Genomic DNA, 20,101 nt, shown 5'->3' on the forward strand with positions numbered 1-20,101 from the left:
TAATCCCTGATCACTGGCCCGCTACACTGCCTTCACGGCGCGGATCGGCGGCACCTTGCAAGCCTGTCTCCGTCACCATAATGGCATGCAGGCCGCTGTTTAAATCCTGTAATTGTACTTTGTAGCCCATATCTTCCAGCACCGCTTGTTGCTGCGCCAGCGCAGTGCCCTTTTCCAGCGCCAGATAATCATTGCGATGGGTGATACGCGGCAAATTCAATGCTTGCTGTACATTCAACTGCCAGTCCAGCACCGCAACAATACTTTGCGCAACATAGTTAATAATACGACTGCCACCGGGTGAACCTATTACCAACTTCAGTTGATTATTGGCATCGAACACCATCATAGGTGCCATCGACGAGCGTGGCCTTTTACCGCCCTCTACCCGGTTTGCCACCAGATAGCCGTCAATTTCCGGGCTTAAGCTAAAATCGGTCAGCTGATTATTCAGTAAAAAACCGCCTACCATTAACCCGGAGCCAAATACATTTTCAATACTGGTTGTCATGCTTACCGCATTGCCGTCGCTATCTACAATAGAAAAATGGCTGGTGTTGGGTAGCTCCGGCGATACGGCCGGCAGCAACGCCGGTGCGCCTGTTGGCGTGCCAGCTTGTGCTACTGTGCCGGCTTTGCTTAAATCAATTAATTTCGCCCGCTGCGCCAGGTAGTCCGGCGCCAGCATTCCCTCTACCGGCACCGGCACAAAAGCCGGGTCGGCCAGGTAACGCTCCCTGTCGGCAAAGGCCAGTTTTGCAGCCTGTGCCAACACATGAGTAGCCTGCACACTGTCCGGTGCCACCCGGCTTAAATTATACTGCTGCAGTATACCCAGCATTTGCAGCACCGCTATACCACCGGAGCTGGGTGGCGCCATACCACACACTCTGTAGACACGATAGGGTATGCACACCGCATCCCGCTGCAATACCTTATAGTTGGCTAAATCTTCAACGCTCAATGTGCCGGGGTTCACCGGCGCTGTTTGTACCCGCTCGCTGATGGCTTTGGCCAGTTCACCGCGGTAAAACGCTTCCGGCCCCTGCGCGGCAATCGCTTTAAGTGTGGTGGCATAGGCAGAATTTTTCAGCAAGCTGCCCTCAACCAATGGTTGACCGTTGGGCATAAAATACTGTTTACTATCATAAAATTGCGCTATACCTTTGTTCCAGCCTTTTGCCAGTTGGTTTGCGGTACGCGAAGATACCGCAAAGCCATGCTCTGCAGTCTTGATGGTATCCGTAAACAACTCAGCCCAGGGCAACTTGCCGTATTGCCGGTGCGCTTCAGCCAGTAAAGCCACAACACCCGGCACGCCAACCGACTTACCGCCAACATAGGCTTCGCGCCAGTTCATTGGCTTGCCTTGTTCTGTAAATAACAGCGGCGTGGCATTAGCCGGAGCGGTTTCACGGCCATCAAAGGTCGTAAGCTGTTGCTGTTTGGCCTGCCAGTGCAACATAAAAGCACCACCGCCAATACCGGAGCTTTGTGGCTCCACCAGCCCCAGCATCAGTTGAGTGGCTATAGCTGCATCTACCGCACTGCCGCCTTTGGCTAATACCGCGCGGCCGGCTTCTGTTGCCAGCGGATGAGCCGCTGCCACCATGTACTCTTTCGCATTGACTAACTGTTGCTGATAAATACCGGTAGCCGCTTCCGGCTCACGGGTTTCCTGCTGGGCAGCTACAGTAAAAAAGGTAAAACCGCCCAGCACAACGACAGCGCGATACAGTAACGAGGCAACATGCATAGTAAATATATCTGATAATAGCTAAGTGATTACACCCTACCCGGTTAGCCGCTTAAGATCAATATACCAGGGCGCCACTGGTCTGCCCGGCTCGCCCGTCTGCCGTTTAAACCGGCAGAGCCGTGCAGCAGTACAGATTTCACTTGACCAAAAGCGGCGGATCGTTTTGCATAGGCCCCTGAATACTTACCGGATGACACTGACTTTGCCTGCTCCGTTTACTTTGCCACCCCGTTATTGGCCATATCTGCTGCTCAGCGCGGTTATAGCATTGTTGGCACTGTTGCCGCACAGCTGGCAGCAACTGCTGCAGTACCATCGCGATGCTATTGCCTTGGGTGAGTACTGGCGCTTGTTCAGCGGCCATTTGTTACATTCAAATTACTGGCATTTGCTGATGAACCAGGGCGGTTTATTACTGGCCATGCTGCTGCATGGTGTCTACAGCGATTATCGCCAACGCGTGCTCAGCTGGCTGCTAAGTGCGCTGGCTATCAGTTTGGCGTTGTATTATTTTAGCCCGCAACTACATATCTATGTTGGTCTGTCCGGCTTACTGCATGCCATGCTGACACTGGGCGCATTGCAGGATATTCAGCGTAAACTTACTACCGGCTGGTTGCTGCTGGCGGGGCTGATTGGCAAAGTGCTGTGGGAGCAATGGCACGGGCCGGATGCCGGATTGGCAGCACTTATTAATGCCGACGTTGCCATTGATGCCCATTTATATGGCTTGCTCAGCGGCCTTGTTATTGGCATGACCGCTATTGCGCTGGCACGGTTAAAGAAAAAATAACCAGGCTATCAGGCTGGCGCTCAGGCAGTAGTACAGCATCGGCGCCAGGGTATAACGGATAATTTCACCTTCACGGCCATTCAAACCAACCACACTGGCCGCTGCCACTACATTAACCACACAAATCATATTACCGGCATTAGCGCCCAGCATTTGCAGCGCCAGCACTAAGTGCCCGTCCAGACCGGCATCGGTTGCCATGGCTTGCTGAAAGCTGGCAAACATTAAATTGGAGAAGGTTGCCGAGCCGGCAATAAAAGAGCCCAGCGCGCCGACTAACGGTGCCATCAGCAACCAAACATCAGTTAGCTGTAACGCTGCCAACTGCGCTAATGCCAGCGGCATAGCCGTTAAACCTGCGTTGTTAATGTCTGAATGCAAAAAGATCCTTACCATCGGCACCGCCGCAGCCAGGGCAATAAAAGACGGCCACAGCATAGTACTGCTTTGTTGAACGGCGGTTTTCAGTTGCTGCGCGCTGCCGCGCAGCAACAATATCGCTATAAGCGCAGTAAAAACAAATAAGCTGCCCGGCAAATATAACGGCGTTACGCTAACGGAAATAGCTGAGCCGAAAATGTCCGACCAACTTACACTGACGCTTTGTAATGCCGCTTTAAAGGGTAACTGCGGTATCCGGCTCAGCACCAGCAACAGCGCCACGATAATATAAGGCAACCAGGCCCACAGCAGGCCGGGCTCTGCGCGGCTTAACGTAACAGCAGGTACTGTTGCCGGTTCAGATGGCGGCGGTAATAAGATGTTTCGTTTGGCCATAGTACACACTACCGCCAAACCAATTAACGCACCCAGCACAGAGGGAAACTCAGGCCCCAACAACAGCGCCACCATATAGGCTGGCAGCGTAAACGCCAGACCGCTTAACAGCGCAAAGGGAGCCATAGCAAAACCGGCGCGCCAGCTTTGCACCGCGCTGAAAAAGCGGCAATACAATACACACATAATCAGCGGCAGCACGGAGGCCACCATAATATCGATACTGATGGCCAACACTGCCACCTGTTGCAACTCTGCCGGCGTAATACCCGGTGTGCCCTGCGCCAACCCTACCAGTACCGGGGTGCCCACCGCACCAAAAGACACCGCACTGGAGTCAGCAATTAATGCCAATACCACCGCCGCCAATGGGCTAAAGCCCAGCGCCACCAATAACGGTGCCGCTATTGCCGCCGGAGTACCGAAGCCGGCTGCCCCCTCCAAAAAGCTGCCAAACAACCAGGCAATAATGATCAACTGCACCCGCTTATCGCTGCTGATGCGGCTGAAACCTTGTTTAATACGGTCAATGGCACCGGTTTGTTGCAACACCTTAAGCAGCAAAATGGCCCCAAACACAATCCAGAGGATAGTCAGCGCTATTATCAGCCCCTCTGCTATCGCTGCACTTAGCTGCAACAGTGGCATTTGCCACACAAAGTATGCCAACACGGCTGTGCAAACCAGGCTAAGCGGCATGGCCTTGCGTGCCGGTAAACGACATAACACTAACAAGGTAAACACGCTGAGCAGCGGCATCAAAGCGGTGATTAACTGAAGTGTGCTCATCCTTGCTCCTGCTACCGGCTGATCGCTGTAACTATGGCTTCTGACAATGAAAGTGCAACTACCGCGACAACAACTCCCGGCAGGTGTTCCGGCTTAAAACGGTGCTGCTACAGTAAACTCCAGTACTGCACGACTTAGCGGATGCACAAAACGGATATATTCTGCATGCAACATTAAGCGCGGGCTCTTTGCCGCGACATCTGCCGGCGCGTACAAAGTATCACCCAGCATGGCGTGGCCCAGCGCCAACATATGCACCCGCAGCTGGTGCGAGCGGCCGGTCACCGGTTCCAACTGCACACGGCTTTGATTGGCAGCACTGTTATAACTGAGCAACTGATAGCGGGTTTGCGACGGCTTCCCCTGTTGCTGACATACTTTATACAATGGCCGCTGCTGCTCGTCAGCGGCCAGCGGTAAGTCGATAACACCTTTGGCTTTAGCCAACTTACCCTCAACCAGCGCCACATAATGTTTAGTGACACTGCGGGCCTGAAACTGCTTGCTGATATCCGACAACACCCGTTTGGTCAGCGGTAATACCAACAGCCCCGAGGTATCATAATCCAGCCGGTGTACTACCTCAGCAAAAGGAAATTCGCGCTGCACGCGACGGATCAGGCAATCCTGATTTTGCGGATGGCGGCCGGGTACCGTTAACAGTTTTGCCGGTTTATTTACCACCAGCAGTACATCGTCTTCATACACTATTTGGTATGGCTCACTGCTGGCCGGTAGTACCGCCAGGTCTTCAACACTGTTACTCATAACACTCTCCGCAATATAAACGCCGGTTATTATGCCGTAAAAGCCCTTCGTCTGCCGGGTAAATTCAGCTAAGCTACTCACTTTATTGCTAAGTTTACCAAGCCATGACCGACGCCTTTATTTATCGCCCACCCACCGGTATCCCGCTGGATATTTTGTATCAGGACAAAGATCTGATTGTGCTGAACAAACCTGCCGGGCTGTTAACTAACCCCGGCCGCGGTGCACATTTAGCCGACTGCTTACTCAGCCGTGTGCAGCAGCAGTATCCGCAAGCGTTACTGGTGCACCGGCTGGATTTAGCCACCTCAGGTATAGTGGTAATGGCACTGCGGCGCAAAGCCGAAGCCGCACTAAAACAGCAATTTGCCGAGCGTATTGTGAGTAAACGCTACCTGGCACTGGTATGGGGCACGCTGATGCCAACCGAAGGTGTTGTTGATGTGCCGCTGCTTGCCGACAGCAGTAATCCGCCCAAACAAAAAGTGTGCTACCAGGGCGGTAAAACCGCAGTTACCCATTTTAAACTGCTGCAACAGCTGACCGACCGTGCTTTGGTAGAACTAAAACCCATAACCGGCCGCTCACATCAACTGCGCATGCATATGCTGCATTTAGGTCACCCTATTTTGGGGGATTCATTTTACGCCACACCACAAGCCTTAGCCGCAGCGCCAAGACTGATGTTGCATGCCGCCGGCCTTGAGCTTAACCAACCCTACAACGGTACGCGGTTACACTTTAGCGCCGATGCCGATTTTGTCAGCGCCACGGGGCAACTTCATCTCTAAGCTAAAACCCTGACGTTACAGCAAAAAATTGCTCTGCCTGGTGATGGTAAATTGTATTTTGCCGTCTATAGTGTTTTAAGCTGCTGACTGGCGCAATATCAGCAAACCGGCAGTGCATAACGATAATAAAACAGGAGCTTTGTGATGAGTATGCTGCAAGAGTTTAAAGCCTTTGCCATGCGTGGCAATGTGGTGGATATGGCGGTGGGGATTATTATTGGTGCCGCCTTTGGCAAAATTGTATCGTCTTTTGTTAATGACGTTATTATGCCGCCGATTGGCGTGTTACTGGGCGGCGTTAACTTTCGCGATTTGGCAGTGGTAATTCAGCAAGCAAGTGAAACCCATGCCGAAGTTGTTATTAAGTACGGCATGTTTGTACAAACCATTATTGATTTTATCATTATTGCTTTTGCCGTATTTGTCGGCGTTAAAGCGATGAACTCGATGAAGAAAAAAGAAGAAACCAAGCCGGCAGCGGTAGCTGAAATACCGGAGGATGTAAAATTACTGACGGAAATTCGTGATTTGCTGAAAAAGCCGTAACGTTGCTTAAGTGATATTGGTTACATAAAAAACGTCTCTTGCTGAGACGTTTTTATTGTTCGATGCGCCCGGAAAGGAGGTCGGAAACCCGATCTGGTCGGCGCAGAGTGTCTGAGCCCTGCCGCAGGCATTAGGGCGACAAATTCGTCAGGAACGAATTTGAACAGCTTTAGCTGGCCGCAGGTGCTGGGCAGGAGCCCAGCATAGTTGCTGCGGCGAGCCAGAGCGGGTATTGCGACCGTATCGTTACACCGTTACAAATTCTGCTCAAATAACTTATAAATACGACGGTATTCATCCAGCCAGCTGCTGGGCTGGCGAAAACCATGCGGCTCTACCGGGTAAATCGCCGTTTCAAAGTTAATATTTTCCTGCTCAATTAAACGCTGCACCAGCCGCACCACATCTTGGAAGAATACATTATCATCCACCATAGGGGCATTTATCAGCAGTGGCTTTTTCAGGCCTTGGGTAAAATATATCGGCGAGCTGCGCTCATAAGCAATAGGGTCAATCGCCGGAGTATTGAGAATATTTGAGGTATAGGCATGGTTATAATAGGCCCAATCGCTTACCGGACGCAGCGCCGCGCCGGCCTGGAATAACTCAGGCTCTTTAAACAGCGCCATAAACGTCATAAAGCCACCGTAAGAGCCGCCGTAAGTACCGATACGGTTGCGATCAACATTAGCATTAGCGACCAGCCAGTTTACGCCATCAACCAAATCTTCAATTTCCGGCGTGCCCATGCGCCGGTATATCGCCGTACGCCAATCGCGGCCATAACCTTTAGATGCCCGGTAATCCATATCCATCACCACATATCCCTGCTGTGCTAACAAATTATGGAACAGGAATTCACGGAAATAACCGGACCAACCTAAATCGCTGTTTTGCAGATAACCGGCGCCATGGTTAAAAATAACGGCGCGGCGCTGTTCGCCCTGCTGGTAGTCAGCCGGATAATACACCTTAGCAAATACCGGTTGTTTACCATGGCTTGATGGCACAGCAACCACTTTCGGCGCTTGCAACGGTAGCTGTTTAAACTGCGCGGAGACGGTGTCAGTAAGACGTGTAACCTCAGCCCCGGGCCTCGCGTCGGCCAGATACAACTCATTTGGTAATAAGTTGGTTGAGAAATTCAACAGTAACTTTTGCTCATCCGGCGACAGGGTAAAATCGGTGTTGCCGCCCAATTGTGTCAGCTGTTCGGTTTTGCCGTCGGCCAGCACCGCGCGGTAAACTTCGTAGTTGCCCGGGTGCGCTACATTGGCTTTGAAATAAATAAACTGATCATCGCTGCTCAGCACCGGATCGCTTACTTCAAAGGTACCGCTGGTCAGCTTTTTGGCTTTACCTTTTAACGGTTTAACATATAAATGCGAGTAACCACTTTCTTCTGATAAGTAGTACAGGCTGTCGCTGTTATTTAACCAGCCGTAGTCATTAAAGGCATAGTTAACCCAAGCAGTGTCGTGCAGCCGGTGCTGCGGTACCAGGGTTTTGTTTTGCAAATCTACCGTGGCTATCCAGCGGTCTTTATTGTCCAGCGCCTTTAACATTAACGCCACATGCTCGCCGGAACTGTGCCAACGCATAGCACTTTGGCTCCAGTACCAATCGGTCATCAGGCCGATATCGCGGATCACTTTCGCAGATTTGTATTTCTCACCACGGGCTTTGGCATTCTCAGCTTTTACCTCAGCCAATACATCATCGTTGTAGCCCGGCAAGCTGGTGTAGCTCAGCTCAGTGCTGCTGCCATCCTGCAGATTTAACAATAAAATACGTTGTGGTTGCGGCGTTACATCATTTACCCGCGCCCGCACCGGCTCGGCAGCAATATCACCGTTGGCGGTAATATAGTTTGGCATAATGTCTTTGTCGTTGCGTTTGGTTGCCTTACGCACCGCCACCATTAAGTAATTGGCTTTAGGTGACAAGCTGGCAGACACCACTTGCATATCTTTACCCAAATAAAACGCTGCCGGCGCCAGGCTGGCGTTTTGCTGCTGTAATTGCTGTCTGGCCTGATAACGTTGTTCAGCGTTATTTTGCTGCAGCGCAACAAACTCAATCAGCTTGTGTTGTTCTTGTGCTAAATAGCCACCGGGTACTGCCGGGGCTTTGGGTTTCTCTGCCAGTTTCAGGCTGGCCAACTCAGTGCGCGCGCCGGTAGTTAAATCCTGCGCATAGAAAGTCCAGCCTTCGCGATAGGCCAAACGGCCATCCAGCAAAAATTCCGGCGCACTTTGCACGGCATTATCACGGGTAAGTTGCTTAACTGCAGCAGTGCCCGAATCGTTATTCATGGCACGCACAAATACATCGCCTTCAAACACCCATGCCTGCAGGCTGCGGTCAAGGTTATATACCGCTTGGGCACTGCCGGTTTCATGCAGATTGGCCAGGGCTACCGCAGTACCGTTACTGTCGCTGTCAGCCGTGGTTAAAGGCCTGACATACCAGTCACGCAGTTCACTGCCCTCGCGTTTACGCTGGTAATACACTTGTGTACTGTCTGCACTCCAGTGCGCGCTTTGTGGCTGGCGGCCTAACCAATCCGGGTCCGCCATAATTTGTTCCAGCGTGAGCGTAATGCTGCTATCTGCCTGATACACAGCAGGGACACTGATACTGTTGGTTGTGTAAGTTTGCGGTTCGGCTTTTTTTGCCTGCAACGGGCCGGCCAGCACCAGGCTGCACACGGCAACTGCCAATGCAGAATGACGGGTCATGTTCATAGCAAGATTCTTATAGTGATAAAAGATGCCCTGTTATACAAAGCCCGGCGCGTTAACGCAACAGAGCTGCGCCATAATGCGGCTGACGGCAGAGCAGATAAGATTAAGTGGCATAAAAAAACCGGCCCAAACCGGGCCGGCGAAAAACAGCGTGAATAACGAGTATTCGAACAGCTGTGGAGAAGTTAAGCCGCTATTTTAGCGCTTAGCTGCGCTAAGCGGGCGCTGGCTGCGGCAAGTGCCGCCTGCTGTGCGTCAGTTCCCATATTTAGTCCTTCTGCGTAGACAAAATGCAGATCTTTTAAGCCGACAAAGTTAAAGAAGCTTTGTAAAAACGGCGTCTGGCTATCCATAGTGGTGCCCTGATATACACCGCCACGGGTAGCAAAAATAACTACCGGCTTATCGTCCAGCAAGCCAACCGGGCCCTGCTCTGTGTATTTAAATGTAATACCGGCACGGGCTACACGGTCCAACAGGGCCTTTAACTGTGACGGTACGCCAAAGTTGTACATCGGCACGCCAACCAAAATCACATCTGCTGCTTTAATGCGGGCAATAATATCGTCTGAAACAGCCGCCAATTGCTGTTGTTCACTACTGCGCTGCTCTGCCGGTGTCATCCAGGCGGCAATTTCGCTCATGTCCAGATGCGGCACCGGCGTGGCGTTTAAATCCAGCGTATCCAGTTTAAAACCACCCTGTGGCAACTGCGCGATAAATTGTTGTACCAACTGAGCTGAATGGCCTTTATCACCGTTAATAGAACTGTTAATAACTAAAATCTGTTTCATGATCATCTCCTGCTAAGTAGTTAGCAGCATAATACAGTAGTTTTTTAGGATAAAAATCACAATAAAACGCAGATATCTTTCTATTTTTTAATTTTTAAAATAACCAATCCAGCGCTGAGAACGCGACGTAAAAGATTGCACAAACCGTCGCTGAAGGCGGTGAATGACCTAACCGGGAACATGAAACATGTTGAAGTCAGCCAGCATACCAAGGCATGATAAGGTCCTTAAAACTATTACGGACACATCTGCCGTTATGACAGAGCAACAAAGCAGCAATACGCAATGGGAAGACGCACTTACCTTCGTTGCTTTACAACGTGACAAAAGCGCTTACGCCGAGCTGTTCAGTTATTTTGCTCCAAGGTTAAAAGCTTTCGGGATGAAAATGTTCGGTAACGAGCAGCAAGCACTGGAGATGGTGCAGGACACTATGCTAAACGTGTGGAAAAAGGCTGCCTTATTTGACGCATCACGCGGCTGTGCTTCTACCTGGATTTTTACTATCGCGCGTAATGTTCGCTTTGACATGCTGCGCAAAAAACAAAGCCGTAAAGACGATATCAGCGCCGATGATTTATGGCTCAACGGCGAATACCCCGAGCCTGAAGCCGACAGCGATGCCGGCCAATGGGACAACCAATTACTGACTGAAAAGCTGGCACCACACTTTGACCGCTTGCCGCCGGCTCAACGCGAAGTAATGGAAAAAGTTTATTTGCAGGAAAAAACACATCAGGAAGTATCTGACGAGCTGGCCATACCACTGGGTACCGTTAAGTCACGCATCCGCCTGGCGCTGGACAGATTAAGAGAGGCATTAGATGGCACACGCAATTAAGTTTCACCCCGGCATGGCCTTGCTGGAACAATATGTTGAAGGCACGTTAACTGCAGATGTGGCACTGGCCATTGCTGCCCATGTCGATTTGTGTCCGCATTGCCAGCGCCTTAGCCACGATATTAGTGTCGACATGGCGGCACAACTGGAAAAACAGCCGGTAAAAACAGATAACGATGATTGGGGCAGCATGTTGGCAGCCATTACTGCAGAGCCGCAGGAAAGCAAACCACGCAAAGCAGCGCCGGTTACGCTACAAAACGTTGTGGTAAACGGGCGTGAATTCACCGTACCACGTGCATTACAACGGCTTGCCGGCAACCATGGCAAGTGGTTGCATTTAGGCGGTATTGCCACGGCCAAGTTACCGGCCGGTGCTGAGCATCATGTGTCTTTGCTGTATATAGGTAAAGGTACCGAAGTGCCGCTGCACACTCACTTAGGTCTGGAAATGACGTTGGTGTTGTCCGGCAAGATTGTCGACGAAAACGGCGAATACTGTGCCGGTGATTTACTGATTAACTCGCCCGACGATACGCATACTCCGCGCACGTTAGCGAACGAGGACTGTTTATGTTTGTCGGTGCTTAGCGCGCCACTGCAGTTTAAAAAGGGTCTGACACGGTTGTTAAACCCACTGCAACAGTTCTTTTACTGAGCAACACCTCTCCATTTAGCAGTATGTAGCAGGAAGTACTTAGCGCCGGCATTTGCCGGCGCTTTTTTTACCGGGTCATTTTAGCAGCGCGGTACCGCCTTTAAGATTAAACACCGCGCTAAAGCCAAGCCGGCCCAACACTTTACATGCCACCAAACTACGGTTACCGGAGCGGCACACCAGCAATAACGCCTGCCCGCGTTGCAACTGTTGATTAATCAGCGCATCAGCCAGTTTAGACAGCGGAATCTCCAATACCGGATAAGGCTGACTTAAATATTGCGACAAAGCACCGGCACTTTGCTCATGCGGCTCACGCACATCCACAATCTGCAGCTGCGGCCACTGCTGCATAAATGCAGTTAACTGCTGCGGTGCGATCACATCAGTGGCATCAGATAAACTTACTTCCACCAAACCGCACAAATGCTGATGTTGCTGCTGCAACGTTACTGCTTGTTGCTGCAATTGCTGTTGCCAGCCGCTGTCGGCGCTGTCTTGCAATAAAGCCTGCAATAAGGGTTGCTCTTGTTGTGCCAGAGCTAAGTGAGTAAAAAAACGCTGGGCATAATCATGGCTGGACAAAATTAATGTATCGGCAGCAATATTGGCCGCCAACAAACGAATACTGCCGGCCAGTGCCGCCATATCGCCACCGGGTAAATCGGTGCGGCCAACGCCGCCAGGCAGCAGTACATCACCGGCAAACACTGCCACTGTGTGCTGCTGCCGATGCAATAAAATACTGACGGCTTCGGGGGTATGGCCGGGGGTGGCCAGTTTAGTCAGCCGGTATTGGCCGCAGCTGATGGCATCACAGTGTTGTGGCCAGCCCAATACATCGCAAGATGTTTCAGCGCAAGGATTACCCAACAGCACTAACAACTCTTGCCGCGCCGAAACATGGTCACGATGCAGATGCGTATCCAGCACCGCTTTAAGTTCCAGGCCCTGACCCTGAATGATATTGGCGATACGGCCGGCCAGCGGTAACACCGGATCTATTACCACCGCTTCGCGGCTGTCAGGGCAAATTAAGACATAACTGCACAGCGCTTCGTGCTTTAGCTGCAATAAACCGCGGGCATGAATTTCCAACGTTGGTGTAGCGTCGGTTAACACCAAACAATGTTTTGACACCACTGGCGCCAGTGCACGAATGGCCTCGCAGGCCTGCTGGCATTCTGCCGCTGTCATAGCCGGGCCAAACGACAACCGGATGGCGCCCTGCGAGCGCCAGCTTTCCAGCCCCATGGCATCCAGTACAAAACTGCTGGGTACTTTAGAGCTGCAAGCCGAGCCGGAACTGACACGAATACCGGCGGCGTCAAACAAGTCCATAATATCTTTGCTGTAAAAGCCGGGCACCGAAAAATTAAGGGTGGTGGGTACCACATGCGGCACGTCGCTGTTCAGCACCAGGCCCGGGAATACTTGTGTTAACGCGGCCAGTAAAGCATGCCGGTATTGCCACAGGGTCTCTTCGCGCTGAAACACCGTGCCCGCAGGCTTGGCCAATTCCGTGAATACGGCTTGCAAGGCAGCAATACCCGGCAGGTTTTCCGTGCCGGAGCGCTGCCCGCCCTCCTGGCCACCACCGGCAATAAACGGCTGATAAGGCGCGTTTTTACGCACATACAAAAAGCCGATCCCTTTGGGCGCATACAGCTTGTGGCCGCTAAACGGCGCGTAATCAATGCTGGTGTTGGCGATATTCAATGCCATTTTGCCCAGTGCCTGCACACAATCTACCATCCAGTACACTTGCGGGTTAACACTGCGGATCAGCTGCTCCAGCGCCCATAGATCCTGTTTTACGCCGGTTTCATTGTTGGCTGCCATGGTACAAATCATGGCAGCACGTGGCAGCGCCGTTTTGATAAAGTTGTAGTCAAGCTGACCATATTGATTAACCGGAATAGCGGTTACGCTGGCGTTCAGTTGCAATACCTTGTTCCAGTGTTTCAAACTCTCGGGTACCGCTTTGTGCTCTGTAGCACCATATAACAGTAACGTGCCCTCACCGCCCAGGCCCCGCTCGCGCGCAGCCAGCAAGGCTGAAACAATAGAGGCTTGAATACCTTCCGTAGCACCGGAGGTAAACACGATATCACCGGTAGCCGCGCCGATAAGCTGCCGTGCTAAGGCGCGGGTGCGCTCTAGTTCTGCCTTGGCTTTTATACCGGTAGCATGGCTGCTGCTGGGATTACCAAAACCGCGCTGCATCGCGTGCATAGCTGCCTCTGCTGCCACCGGCAACACCGGCGTGGTGGCATTGTTGTCGAGGTAAATTTCACGATGCGACTGGCTGGACATTACCGGCTCCCGTTATAACTCAAAAGAATATGTTATTCCGCGCAATAATAACCGGCAATACCGCTAAGCTCAAGAGCGCAGCTAAACTGATGCGCCTTGCTTAAACAGCAGAAACAACCAACCGCCCGAAGGCGGTTTGTGTGCGGTAGTTTACTCGACCAGATCTTTAGGAATTTGCGGCCGCAATTCCGACCAGACCGAACCACTTTCCTTACCGTACTTGCGCACTGCAAGCACCACTTCATCAAATTTGCCGTTTTCAGCATACAATTTAATCTGGTGGTAATACTTACGGGCCAGTTCGCGCGCTGTCGGATGTGAGAAGTAAAACCGGGCAATTTTGTTATACAAGCCACGAAAGCCGTTTAAAATCAGCACATAAATGCGATTTTCTGAATAACGCGCCAGTTCATGGTTCAGGTTGTAATCAAACTCGGCAAAGGCTTCCGGTGTATCTTCCAATGCTTCAGCACCGGCAAACAGTTCAATAACCTGCTGCGCATGATTTTTTATCGCACCGCGGATATAAATGGCGCTGATATTAGTCCGGGCCGACAATAAATCATCCACCAGTTTCGGCATCTGGTCTTCATCCAAGCGTGCCAGGGTTTCCAGAATATTTAAGCCTGAGGTTTCCCAAAAGTTGTTCACTTTGGTTGGTTTACCGTGTTGAATAGTCAGCCAGCCGTCACGGGCCAAACGCTGTAATACTTCACGCAAAGTAGTACGGGTAACACCGATTAACTCAGACAGCTCGCGCTCTGCAGGCAAAATAGACCCGGGTGCAAATTTACCGTTCCAGATAGAGTCTACTATATACTCTTCAGCAAACCCGGCCGGGCTTTGCGCTTTAATCAGATTAGTCATGCGGATCTGTCCGTCTTCTTGGTCAAAAAAATTTGGACTGATTGTACCAGAGCGCTGCCAGTTAACAAGTCACCCCCTTAAAATAGCCGACCCGCTCAGCCAGATTGTACATTACCAACAAATGCCGTAGATTAACGCTGGCAGATAAAAAACTCCCGTCAGAAGGATATAAAATGCTTCAAAAAATCAAACGTTTATCTATGCAGCCCTGGGGTTGGGGCCTGGTAGTACTGTCTTGCCTTGGCTTACTTGGTACGGCGTTGTATTTTCAGTATGGTTTGAATATGCAACCCTGCATTAAGTGTATTTATATACGCGCTGCCTTTGCCGGTGTTTTACTGGCCGGCATTATTGGCTTGTTGGCGCCTAAAGCAACTCTGCTGCGCATTATCGCACTGGCGGGCATGCTGGCTGCGGCGGTGTTTGGCATACTGCAGGCATACGAACTGCTTGAAATTGAACAATTACTGGCTGAAGGCGGTTTTTTCAGTTGTGCACTGTTTGCCGAGTTCCCGACATGGCTGCCGCTGGATAAATGGCTACCGGCAATATTTGAACCCACCGGCAGTTGCGGTGATACCAGTTGGCAGTTTTTAGGCGAAAGTATGGCGTTTTGGAGTGCGTTTGCACTATGGGGCTATGCTGCTGTTGCCGCAGTATTGCTGCTGTCGCAGTTTGCCCGCATCAGCAATAACCCGTACCGCGGCTGATAAATACCAACCGGCTTGCCCACGCAACATAAAACAACACCGGCCACAGCCGGTGTTGTTTATTACTCAATCTTTACTGCGCCAGCACCGGGTAATCGGTATAGCCCTCTGCACCGCTGGCATAAAACAGCTCTGGTTTGGGCGTATTTAATGGCGCATCTTTAGCAAAGCGCTGCACTAAATCCGGATTAGCAATAAAAGGCACACCAAAAGCCACTGCATCAGCGCTACCGGCTGCCAACGCCGCATTGGCTGAGGCCAGCGTAAACTTCTCGTTGGCAATATACACCCCGCCAAACTGCTGTTTCAGTTGTGTTCCCAGGCTATCGTCGCCTTGTGCTTCACGGGCACAAATAAAGGCAATGCCGCGCTTACCCAGTTGCTGCGCCACATAGCCAAAGGTATCAGCACGGTGTGAGTCGCCCATAGTGTGTGCATCGGCACGCGGTGCTAAATGCATACCCACGCGGCCGGCGCCCCAAACTGATATTACCGCATCGGTAACTTCCAGCATTAAGCGGGCACGGTTTTCAATGCTACCGCCATAGTTGTCGCTGCGTTTATTAGTGCTGTCCTGCAAAAACTGGTCAAGCAGGTAACCGTTGGCACCGTGAATTTCCACGCCGTCAAAACCGGCCTTTTTCGCGTTCTCTGCGCCCAGCCGATACGCTTCGACAATACCGGCAATTTCGTCGGTTTCCAGTGCGCGTGGCGTAACATAAGCTTTTTTCGGCCGCATTAAGCTGACATGACCATCAGCAGCAATAGCACTCGGCGCTACCGGCAACTGGCCATCTAAATAATGCGGATCCGAGATACGGCCGACATGCCAAAGCTGCAGCATAATACGGCCACCGGCCTGATGTACCGCAGCTGTTATCTTGCGCCAGCCGGCCACTTGTTCATCTGACCAAATACCCGGTGTGTCGGGGTAACCCACGCCCATAGGGGTAACCGAGGTCGCCTCGGTTAAAATAAGCCCGGCACTGGCGCGCTGCACATAATATTCTGCCATCAGTTCATTTGGCACGCGGCCCTCACTGGCACGGCAGCGGGTTAACGGCGCCATAATAATGCGGTTGGGTAACTGTAAATCGCCTACTTTTATCGGGTCGAATAGTGTTGACATATTTTCATCCTGTTTTATTAAACCATGGTTTAATCGTTACGTTTTATTCAGAGTTGGCTGCTGATTTGCGCCAGAAATTGCTGGATCAAAACCTCATCCCGTTTAAAAAAATGCCACTGCCCCACTTTTTGGCTGCTTATCACCCCAGCCCGCTGCAAGGTGGCCAAATGCGCTGATACGGTACTTTGCGACAAGCCGGTTTTACGCTCTACCTTGCCGGCACAAACACCGAGGCTAAGCGGATGTTCCTGATCAGCAAAATACTGCTCCGGCGTTTTTAACCAGTGCAAAATATCGCGGCGCACCGGATGCGCCAGCGCCTTAATAATGTCATCCAGTTGTTTCGGGGTAAGTGCTGTCATATGCTCTAACTTACATTTATATATCGCGATGAAACGATATATTTGGTTGGAGCAATGCTATTTCAAGGGCCGGGTTTAAGTTAAATTGATGGAACACAAACCATAAGACTGTATTTTAAACAATCTACCTTTCGTTGACTGAGCTGCACAACAGCGAAAACAAGTAAGTAAAATGCCGTTCTGCAGCTCACTATCACCTAGCGATACCGCTCTCATGCCCAGCTAACTGCGCGAGAAAATATATAAACGCCATCACGCCGTCAGTGTCTGGTTCACCTGCAGAATCGAGCAAACGAGTTATATGTGGGAGCCCCTCATCGTATCGCAACCAATCAGAAGTACATTGAAGGTCAAAAAGACCTGAGCCGTGAGTCACAACGACTCCAAACACGCGTTTATTTGGGACAAGCAGTTGACGCGCTTTAAGTTGTTTACGAAAAGCTGCCATATCTGTGACTGACCTCTTAATCTCGATCACAGCGTGTGCAGCAAAAAACGGTACCAGTGCAAAATCTCCTGTTTGAAATATCCCAGGTAATTCTGAAGGGTCCCAGATGATTAAATCACACTGCGGGATTTTCGATACATCACGCGTGCCATCGCAAGCTCGAATAATTGCGCCTGTAGAAATCCGGAAACGATGACCCAGCATTTGTTGGCAAAGTTCTTTAACCCATGCTTCTGCATATGCACCAGTCACATTGGGGTTCGAGATGAACTGCCCAAATAAGTCGTTGGATTTGAGCGGATGTACGAAAGCAGTGGCATACGCCCGCCAAAAAGAGTGCGCCACCTCTGCTGTTTTGTTCATTTCGCCTCCAGCGTCAGGGATCAGACCTTTCCAAGTTTTGCTCTTTCTTCTTCAAACTTTTTCATTTTTTCAATAAATTTATTATCCATCTCTGATGGGATGGGCACTCTTACAGTGTATTCATAATTTGGTTCGCCTCCAGCCGTAGTCATTTCTACAGTGCCCTCTGGATGATTACGTAAAACGCGGAAACCATTTTTCTCGTACCAGCCTACCGAGGAAGGCGTTGCATAAGTATGAAAATCTTTATCTTCTTTTATTGCCTGCAGTAACTTCGTAGAAATTCCTTTACCCCGGAACTTTTCTATCACGAATAGCGCATCAATACGCCGTATTGTTTTATCATCTGTTGTTGTATACAAAATCATTCCCAGAGGCATGCCGTGTAAATCATTCGCTAAGACCATTACGGACTCTCCCGACCAAACCATCATCCGTGCTTTGGACAGTTCGAGAAGCCTCTGCTCCACAGACCATTTCAGAGCGGATGACATTTCAATGCCATAAAAATCTGCAAGCATCATGATGGCTCCGATATCACCGGCCAGACCGCTGCTATTTACCTTTCTCAGCTTTATTGAAGTGATCATGTCAATATTCCTAATTTGAGCGGGGACCTAGCGCTTGTTCGACAGGTATTCCCATATTCAACGAGAGCTAACCTATCTTTGTAAATTATGTGCGTGCAACACTACGCCGTAATACGAGTCCTTACAATACTTTATAGAGATACATCACATTGCGCCCGACTAAACTCAAGCATGAAGCTTGATGTTTATACCTGCCGTTTTTCCATTAGAAAGTTCGCAGGCATTAGCTGCCACGCGAGCCGAAAACCCGCCCTGTCACCCGCATGGTAAACCTGTATAAGCAAAAATTATTCTGGCCGATATTTGATATGCCTATAAGCAAAAAGCCGACGTGATGTCGGCTTTTTAGCAGGAATTCGGCTTGTTAACTCACTGTGTTCAATATTACGGCTGCTCGCCGGGTTGCAAATATTTGAGTAACCGTTGCTCGTCAATTGGCCCGGTAATCTTCTCTTTCAATGGTTGGCCGGGATCCCAAAAGTCACTAAAAGTCAGGTAGATGTTCGTAGCCCCATAGTCCGCTTTTTTCCACAGCTCAAAATATTGCTGTTTTATCTCCGGCTCGATGTAATCCATAAAGGCTTCACGAATGCCGTCCATGTCACGGCTTAACCCCCTGAAGTTACCGGCGTCTGCTCTGACATACGAGAAATCTCCCTGCTTTGCCTCTGCCAAAGCTTCAATCATTCCTTGCCTCATACCTAAAAAGTTTGGTTTAACTTTTAAGTGCCATAAATCCGCGTCTTTTTTAATTTCGGCGTAATTTGAAGCATTTGTTGGCTTTACTGGCAGAGCATCGTAATGTTCGAGTGCTAAAAGACCAGTGTCGATAAACTGAACGAAGTCGTTGACGAATTGCTCTGTATATTCAAATGATGAAAACAAACGGAGCAGTAATTTTTCTTTTAAATCAGGAGTCATGTTATGCATCCGCCCAGTTTGTTAATTTAGGTTTCAAATTAGGTACTTCGTTATAGCCAACATACAACTGTGTTTCACCACCTTCAAGGTAAAATGTTTTACCCTTGTGTTTCCGGTACCCCTGTCCAGCTGTCTTACCTTGCCATACCTTTAAGCCTTCGTCTCCGACAGTGTGCTCAACATAGTAGCCGTTATCATTCCATGAGTCTTTTACTGCATAGTCTCCGCGCCATGCAGCTTTCCCTTTCGGTAATTCAGTTGCCCAGTAGCAGCCTGATTCACCTTTGGCCTCACTACACCCTTCATCCACTAAGCGATAAATCTTACTACCCGGCGGTAGAACTTTAGGTTCAATATCGGAAAAGTTTCTGAAGTCATTGCGACTGACCACATCCGGAAAGCCTTCCTTCAGCAATGGAATGTATTCTTCCGGGAACTCTTCCAAGCCAGCAGCATGCTTTGGCATTTGGCCTTCTTTAGCTCCTTGCGGCAGGCCATCAGCCATTAAAGTGTATGGATCACTTGGTGAACCGTCCAAATGCGCCTTTTTGAATACTTTATCACCTTCATAAGGCTTTAATGCAGGCTTCGCTTCATGCGCTGCAGCTTTGGCTGTTGTGGTTTCCTCTGCGGCTACACCACCGCCTGGTTTGGCTGTTCTGGCTGCCGGTGCCGAGCTGGTGTTGCTGTTTGTAGCGGGGGCTAAACCGCCCTCGCCTATGCCGTTGTCTTCCGGTGGCTGGCCCCAGCCTTCGGTAAGCTGCCAGATGCGCATTTCGTCGGCGGCGAACATTTTGATTAAATCATCACGCAATTGGAAAGTAGTCAGTTTGGATAAATCAAATTGCCACGGCTTGGCGTGTTGGTACATCTTTGCCCAAATGTCGCGTTGGTTCCAATGGGGTTCCAGCGCTTGTAAGAAGTAGCGGCCAAACTGCAGATCTTTTACTTCGCTGACGCAGTCTTCGCCTAAATCAGCGTAAGCGAATAAGCAATTACTACACAAATAGGTTTTACCCCACTTGTCTTCCAGTATTACGCCATCGTAGTGTCTGTCCAGCATACTGCCACCTTGTTTATAAAAATGCTATTTTACTAAACAATAAATTTACAATGAGCGCATTTTTACAAC

Annotated in this window: 19 protein-coding genes; 6 read left to right on the forward strand and 13 right to left on the reverse strand. The window is 50.3% G+C overall.

The window, feature by feature from the left end; genetic code table 11:
- Positions 1–10: 10 nt before the first annotated feature.
- Complete coding sequence (gene ggt / locus HRH59_RS05060) at positions 11–1,756, reverse strand: gamma-glutamyltransferase (protein ID WP_173500192.1); 1,746 nt, start codon at positions 1,754–1,756, stop codon at positions 11–13.
- 193 nt (positions 1,757–1,949) lie between these two features.
- Here ggt and rrtA point away from each other — a divergent pair, with 193 nt between their 5' ends.
- Complete coding sequence (rrtA, locus tag HRH59_RS05065; protein ID WP_173500193.1) at positions 1,950–2,552, forward strand: rhombosortase; 603 nt, start codon at positions 1,950–1,952, stop codon at positions 2,550–2,552.
- On the opposite strand, the gene HRH59_RS05070 is transcribed toward rrtA, so the two are convergent.
- The gene (locus tag HRH59_RS05070) at positions 2,538–4,118 is read right to left on the reverse strand and encodes an L-lactate permease (RefSeq protein WP_173500194.1); all 1,581 of its coding nucleotides are present in this window, start codon (positions 4,116–4,118) and stop codon (positions 2,538–2,540) included. The two genes, rrtA and HRH59_RS05070, sit on opposite strands and share 15 nt — an antisense overlap.
- Before the next feature lie 93 nt (positions 4,119–4,211).
- Positions 4,212–4,886 (reverse strand): RluA family pseudouridine synthase, encoded by a 675-nt coding sequence (locus HRH59_RS05075; RefSeq protein WP_173500195.1) that lies wholly within the window; start codon positions 4,884–4,886, stop codon positions 4,212–4,214.
- Positions 4,887–4,990: 104 nt separating this feature from the next.
- Between HRH59_RS05075 and HRH59_RS05080 the strand changes: the two genes are divergently transcribed.
- Entirely contained in the window at positions 4,991–5,677 is a 687-nt protein-coding gene (locus tag HRH59_RS05080; RefSeq protein WP_173500196.1) for an RluA family pseudouridine synthase, read from the forward strand.
- A 144-nt stretch (positions 5,678–5,821) separates the two neighbouring features.
- Positions 5,822–6,223 carry a large-conductance mechanosensitive channel protein MscL gene (gene mscL / locus HRH59_RS05085; RefSeq protein ID WP_173500197.1) on the forward strand — a complete coding sequence of 134 codons (402 nt, stop codon included), beginning with the start codon at positions 5,822–5,824 and terminating at the stop codon, positions 6,221–6,223.
- A 254-nt stretch (positions 6,224–6,477) separates the two neighbouring features.
- Here the strand turns inward: mscL and HRH59_RS05090 are convergent, their stop codons facing one another.
- Positions 6,478–8,970, reverse strand: a complete 2,493-nt coding sequence (locus HRH59_RS05090; protein WP_231702400.1) for a S9 family peptidase — start codon at positions 8,968–8,970, stop codon at positions 6,478–6,480.
- A gap of 185 nt (positions 8,971–9,155) precedes the next feature.
- Entirely contained in the window at positions 9,156–9,764 is a 609-nt protein-coding gene (locus HRH59_RS05095; protein WP_173500198.1) for an FMN-dependent NADH-azoreductase, read from the reverse strand.
- A 256-nt stretch (positions 9,765–10,020) separates the two neighbouring features.
- Here HRH59_RS05095 and HRH59_RS05100 point away from each other — a divergent pair, with 256 nt between their 5' ends.
- A complete protein-coding gene (locus HRH59_RS05100) occupies positions 10,021–10,605 on the forward strand; it encodes a sigma-70 family RNA polymerase sigma factor (protein ID WP_231702401.1) in 585 nt (194 codons plus the stop codon).
- A complete protein-coding gene (locus HRH59_RS05105) occupies positions 10,589–11,263 on the forward strand; it encodes a ChrR family anti-sigma-E factor (protein ID WP_173500200.1) in 675 nt (224 codons plus the stop codon). Before HRH59_RS05100 ends, HRH59_RS05105 begins: the two co-directional genes overlap by 17 nt.
- Positions 11,264–11,338: 75 nt before the next feature.
- On the opposite strand, the gene HRH59_RS05110 is transcribed toward HRH59_RS05105, so the two are convergent.
- Complete coding sequence (locus HRH59_RS05110) at positions 11,339–13,579, reverse strand: aminotransferase class V-fold PLP-dependent enzyme (protein WP_173500201.1); 2,241 nt, start codon at positions 13,577–13,579, stop codon at positions 11,339–11,341.
- Positions 13,580–13,729: 150 nt separating this feature from the next.
- Positions 13,730–14,446, reverse strand: a complete 717-nt coding sequence (fadR, locus tag HRH59_RS05115) for a fatty acid metabolism transcriptional regulator FadR (RefSeq protein ID WP_173500202.1) — start codon at positions 14,444–14,446, stop codon at positions 13,730–13,732.
- Positions 14,447–14,619: 173 nt separating this feature from the next.
- On the opposite strand from fadR, the gene dsbB reads away from it, so the two are divergent.
- Positions 14,620–15,156: a disulfide bond formation protein DsbB gene (gene dsbB, locus HRH59_RS05120; protein WP_173500203.1), complete on the forward strand. Its 537-nt coding sequence runs from the start codon at positions 14,620–14,622 to the stop codon at positions 15,154–15,156.
- Between the two features lie 73 nt (positions 15,157–15,229).
- Here the strand turns inward: dsbB and HRH59_RS05125 are convergent, their stop codons facing one another.
- The 6 genes from HRH59_RS05125 to HRH59_RS05150 form a co-directional block, all read right to left on the reverse strand.
- The gene (locus HRH59_RS05125) at positions 15,230–16,285 is read right to left on the reverse strand and encodes an alkene reductase (RefSeq protein ID WP_173500204.1); all 1,056 of its coding nucleotides are present in this window, start codon (positions 16,283–16,285) and stop codon (positions 15,230–15,232) included.
- A gap of 47 nt (positions 16,286–16,332) precedes the next feature.
- Positions 16,333–16,647 carry an ArsR/SmtB family transcription factor gene (locus HRH59_RS05130; RefSeq protein WP_173500205.1) on the reverse strand — a complete coding sequence of 105 codons (315 nt, stop codon included), beginning with the start codon at positions 16,645–16,647 and terminating at the stop codon, positions 16,333–16,335.
- A gap of 193 nt (positions 16,648–16,840) precedes the next feature.
- On the reverse strand, positions 16,841–17,458 hold the full coding sequence (locus HRH59_RS05135; protein ID WP_173500206.1) for a DUF6602 domain-containing protein: 618 nt from the start codon (positions 17,456–17,458) through the stop codon (positions 16,841–16,843).
- Positions 17,459–17,478: 20 nt separating this feature from the next.
- The gene (locus HRH59_RS05140; RefSeq protein WP_173500207.1) at positions 17,479–18,048 is read right to left on the reverse strand and encodes a GNAT family N-acetyltransferase; all 570 of its coding nucleotides are present in this window, start codon (positions 18,046–18,048) and stop codon (positions 17,479–17,481) included.
- Between the two features lie 384 nt (positions 18,049–18,432).
- On the reverse strand, positions 18,433–18,969 hold the full coding sequence (locus tag HRH59_RS05145; RefSeq protein WP_173500208.1) for a hypothetical protein: 537 nt from the start codon (positions 18,967–18,969) through the stop codon (positions 18,433–18,435).
- Position 18,970: 1 nt separating this feature from the next.
- The gene (locus HRH59_RS05150; RefSeq protein WP_173500209.1) at positions 18,971–20,032 is read right to left on the reverse strand and encodes a hypothetical protein; all 1,062 of its coding nucleotides are present in this window, start codon (positions 20,030–20,032) and stop codon (positions 18,971–18,973) included.
- Positions 20,033–20,101: the final 69 nt, after the last annotated feature.

Origin of the sequence: Rheinheimera lutimaris (assembly GCF_013283795.1) — a bacterium.
In the GTDB taxonomy this organism is placed as follows: domain Bacteria; phylum Pseudomonadota; class Gammaproteobacteria; order Enterobacterales; family Alteromonadaceae; genus Alishewanella; species Alishewanella lutimaris.